Source organism: Actinomycetes bacterium, assembly GCA_036510875.1.
In the GTDB taxonomy this organism is placed as follows: domain Bacteria; phylum Actinomycetota; class Actinomycetes; order Prado026; family Prado026; genus DATCDE01.
Genome location: DATCDE010000335.1, coordinates 1 through 4,183, shown reverse-complemented (window position 1 = coordinate 4,183; position 4,183 = coordinate 1). Strand labels below are relative to the sequence as shown.

General features: G+C 66.5%; 3 protein-coding genes and 1 pseudogene. All 4 read right to left on the bottom strand.

Features of this window, described 5'->3' with window-relative positions; all coding sequences use genetic code 11:
* The coding region (locus tag VIM19_19385) for a transposase (protein HEY5187007.1) at positions 1-828 on the bottom strand (828 nt) is incomplete at its 3' end.
* Between the two features lie 403 nt (positions 829-1,231).
* Positions 1,232-1,451: pseudogene (locus VIM19_19380) on the bottom strand (hypothetical protein).
* Positions 1,448-3,070 (bottom strand): NAD(P)-binding protein, encoded by a 1,623-nt coding sequence (locus VIM19_19375; GenBank protein HEY5187006.1) that lies wholly within the window; start codon positions 3,068-3,070, stop codon positions 1,448-1,450. Before VIM19_19375 ends, VIM19_19380 begins: the two are co-directional and overlap by 4 nt.
* Positions 3,070-4,101 carry a thiamine pyrophosphate-dependent enzyme gene (locus tag VIM19_19370; protein HEY5187005.1) on the bottom strand — a complete coding sequence of 344 codons (1,032 nt, stop codon included), beginning with the start codon at positions 4,099-4,101 and terminating at the stop codon, positions 3,070-3,072. Before VIM19_19370 ends, VIM19_19375 begins: the two co-directional genes overlap by 1 nt.
* Between the last annotated feature and the right edge of the window lie 82 nt (positions 4,102-4,183).

Genomic DNA, 4,183 nt, shown 5'->3' with positions numbered 1-4,183 from the left:
CCTGGCGTTCTTCAGGTCCTTCGCCACGCTGTGCTGACCGTTCTTGCGGGCTGCGTTCCACACGTCGCGGCGGACCTCGTCGAGGGCTGTGGTGGCCCACTGCACGATGTGGAACGGGTCCAGGCACAGTTCGGCGTTCTTGCACCGGTCGGCGACGACGCCTGCGATCCAGGGGGCTGCATCGGCGCTGACCAAGGTGATCTGGGCGCAGCGTTCGGCGCCGAGCTGGTCGAAGAACCTCTCGAGCGTCTTGCTGTCCCGCCCAGGGTGCGCCCAGAGCAACACTCCGCTGGTGTGGTCCACGATCACGGTCAAGTACTTGTGCCCGCGTCTGTAACTGATCTCATCGATCCCGATCCGGGTCAGCCCCTTGAGCCGGTCGGTCCTATTCTCCGCGTCGGCGACGACCCGGGTCACGATCGACCCGACGGTCCGCCAGGCGATCCGCAGCAGGTCCCGGACTGCGGACTTGCTGCAGTGCGTCACCAGCCACGCGGCGGTGTCGTCGAAAGCGTAGGTGTGACCGGCGTCGTGCCTGGCCCAAGGCACCTGCGCAGCGACGACCCCATGCACGGCGCATCGGATCCGAGGCGAGTCCGCCTCCAGGAACGTCTGGATGGTGCCCAGGTCCAGCGCCCGCCAGCGCCGCCGGCCCGCTCCCTGGTCATAGCCCGGGCAGCGTCTCCCGTACTGACCGCAGCGCCGCTTGGTGGCCTTGCGCGGCCGCACCGACACCACGATCCGTTGCTCGTCGTCGTCGAACTCGACGCCTTCCACGACCGCATTGCCCAAACCCAACATCCGAGCCCATAGCCTTGATGAACGCACGCCGTTCCCCTCACCCTTCGATTCCAGCCTTCGACAGCAGGAACCGTAGACGGGGAACGGCGTGTCGTGAAGTCAGGCCTCGTCAGACACCCACGGGTAGGTCACAAGAGCCTGTTTTCCGTCGGGTTTACAGGATCTGAACCTGCGGCCCCTTGACTCCCAGTCCCCGGCCGCTTGTTCGCCGCAGTTCGCCAATGACCGAATTCTGAGAAACGCCAACGATCCTGACAATGGGGAACGCTCACGAACGTCAGCGAAATCTGCGCCGTGGCTACACATTTGGCTACACGACCGTCAGATGCAACAGTGCCAGCCTGGGTCGGTAAGTCATCCAGTGCGAGTATGTCGGGACGCTCCCGTGACGAACGCACTCCACCGACGAAGCACTGATCCGCCTGGTGCCGTAGTGGCGAAACCCAAGCAGGTTCCGGCCACGCAGCAGCATCTGCAACCGGCTGTTGGGCATCAACGTCCGGAACGTCCTCGAACGCACCCACGGATCCTCATTCAAAACCGGATACACGCGTCATACGTCGCACCCCCCAACACTCCACACTCCAAAACCCGCGTTGTCGATGTCCGCGACTTGGCGATTTGCTGAGTCGGGAATGCCCCGATATCAGCCGTGTTCCGGTGTCATCACGATAGAGCCGGACGGGCACTCCTGTGCGCAGATGCCGCACCCCTTGCAGAAGTCCAGGTCGATCTGAAATCCCTTGCCGGGTCCCAGCTTGATGACTGCGTTGTCCGGGCACACGCCGAAGCAGTTGTCGCACTCGAAGCAGTTGCCGCACGACATGCAGCGCCGCGCCTCATACAGCGCCGTCGACTCGTCCAGGCCCTGTACGACCTCGTCGAAGGTCGAGGACCGGCGCGCCGCCTCTAGCCGCGGTCGCACCGTAGCCGGGGCGTCGGAGTAGTACCAGGTGTTCAACGTGTCGTACTCGACAACCGGGTGCTGGTGAGACGGCGCGTGCGGCCTGTCGCGCAGCCAGGCGTCGATGTTGCGCGCTGCCTTCTTGCCGTGCCCGATCGCCGTGGTGACGGTGCGCTCGGCGGGCACCATGTCGCCACCGGCGAAGATACCGGCGTGGCCGGTCATCATGGTCGGGTCGACCGTGACGACACCGTCATGGACCTTAAGGCCCGGCACGCCGTCCAGCAGGGACAGGTCGACATCCTGGCCGAGTGCGAGCACGAGGGAGTCGGCCTCGAGCTCCTCGACCTCGCCGGTGGGCTGGGGGAACCCCTTCTCGTCGAGCTCCATCCGCTCCACCATGAGCACCCCGGCCTCGGCGTGCCTGACCGTCGAGAGCCACTTCATCAGGACGCCCTCCTCGAGAGCCTCCTCGATCTCGGTGTCGTCGGCCGGCATCCGCTCCCGGGTCCGCCGGTAGACGATCACGGCCTCTTCGGCGCCGAGCCGCTTGGCGGTCCGGGCCACGTCGATGGCGGTGTTGCCTCCGCCATAGACGACGACCTTGCGCCCGAGCAGGGGCGGCTGGCCGTCCTCGACGCTGTGCAGCAGGTGGACCGCGTCCAGGATCTTGGCGGACTCACCGGCCGGGATGTAGGCGCGCTTGCCGATGTGGGCACCCACGGCGAGGAAGACGGCGTCGAACCCCTCCGCCATCGCCTCGTTCACGTTGTCGACGCGCTTGCCGAGCTCGATCCGCACGCCCATGTCGGTGATCCGGGCGATCTCAGCGTCCAGCACCTCGCGGGGCAGCCGGTACTTCGGGATGCCGAACCGCATCATGCCGCCTGGTGCGTCGGTCGCATCGCGCACGGTGACGTCGTGCCCCAGCCGGCGAAGGTGATAGGCCGCAGACAGCCCCGATGGGCCGGCGCCGACCACCAGGACGTGGCGACCAGATGGTTCAGCCGTGACGGGGGTGCTCCACCCCTTCTCGATGGCGAGGTCACCCAGGAACCGTTCGACCGAGTTGATGCCGACCGCCTCGTCCAGCTTCCCGCGACTGCAGACCGACTCGCACGGGTGGTAGCAGACCCTGCCCATCACGGCGGGGAACGGGTTGTCCACGACGAGGGCGCGCCAGGCATCCGCGTAGGACCCGTCCTCGGCGGTGTAGAGCCAGCTCTGGATGTTCTCGCCGGCCGGGCAGGCGTTGTTGCACGGCGGCATCAGGTCCACGTACTGGGGGCGCTGGACGCGCCAGGATCCGGTGTGGTTCGCCAGGCTTGACCCGACATTGAGCGTGATTGCAAAGGGCTTGTGCATCAGGGTGCCTCGTCCTGTTTCGGCAGCAGCCCGTACCGCGAGATATTGCGATCGGCCATTGCCTGTAGCTGGTTGATGGTGTCGTCCCGCCGTTGGGGGGAAAACAGGTGTGCGTAGCGTTTCTGGGTCTTCAGGTACTCCTCGACCGGCACCTGGCGGCGGATCGGTGTCGACGCGACCACATCCCCATGCTCAGCCTCGAAGACGGGGAACATCCCGCTCTGGGTCGCCAGCCGGGCGATCTTCAGGGTGTCGCAGGACGGCGAGCCCCAGCCCAGCGGGCACGGCACGAGGACATGCAGGTATCGCGCTCCGCGCACCTGCATGGCGCGCGTCACCTTCGCTTCCAGATCCCGCACATCAGCGACGGTCGCCGTTGCCACATAAGGGATCTCGTGCGCCATTGCCAGACGCGGCAGGTTCTTGCCCTGACCGAAGCCGGCACCCGGCTCCGGTCCCACGGCCTGGGTCGTCATGGTGCGTGCTGCGGGCGGGGTGGCCCCCGACCGCTGCACGCCGGTGTTCATGTACGCCTCGTTGTCATAGCAGATGTACAGGACGTCATCGTTGCGCTCGAACATGCCGGACAGGGTCCCGAAGCCGATATCCACGGTGGCGCCATCCCCGCCCTGGCTCACAACCCGGACATCGGTGCGGCCCTTGGCCTTCATGGCCGCTGCCACACCGGTGGCCACGGCCGGGGCGTTCCCGAACAACGAGTGCAGCCAGGCGATCCGCCAGGAGGTCTCTGGGTACGGGGTGGAGAACACCTCAAGACACCCGGTGGCATTGACCGCCACCAGCTGCCCTTTGGTTGCCCTCATGGCGGCGTCGAGCGCGACGCGCGCACCGAGCGCCTCCCCGCACCCCGTACAGGCACGGTGGCCAGAGGTCAGCGAGTTGGACCGCTCGCCGTCGGACTGGACGGAGCGCTGCCCAGGGTCGAGCAGGCGGTTCCCGACGGCGAAGCTACCCACCTGGTAGAACTTCACAGGGCCGGGCGCAGTACTGATGGCGGTTTCATTGGTCATTGACGGTCCTTCTCACAGGCGCGCGGCGACGATGCCGACATCGCGCAGAACGTTCTCGGCGGGAGAGCCCGAGCGATGGGTC

Bases quoted from the DNA above. Each gene is read 5' to 3' on its own strand.
- VIM19_19375 (HEY5187006.1), bottom strand. From the start codon at position 3,070: ATGCACAAGCCCTTTGCAATCACGCTCAATGTCGGGTCAAGCCTGGCG.
- VIM19_19370 (HEY5187005.1), bottom strand. From the start codon at position 4,101: ATGACCAATGAAACCGCCATCAGTACTGCGCCCGGCCCTGTGAAGTTC.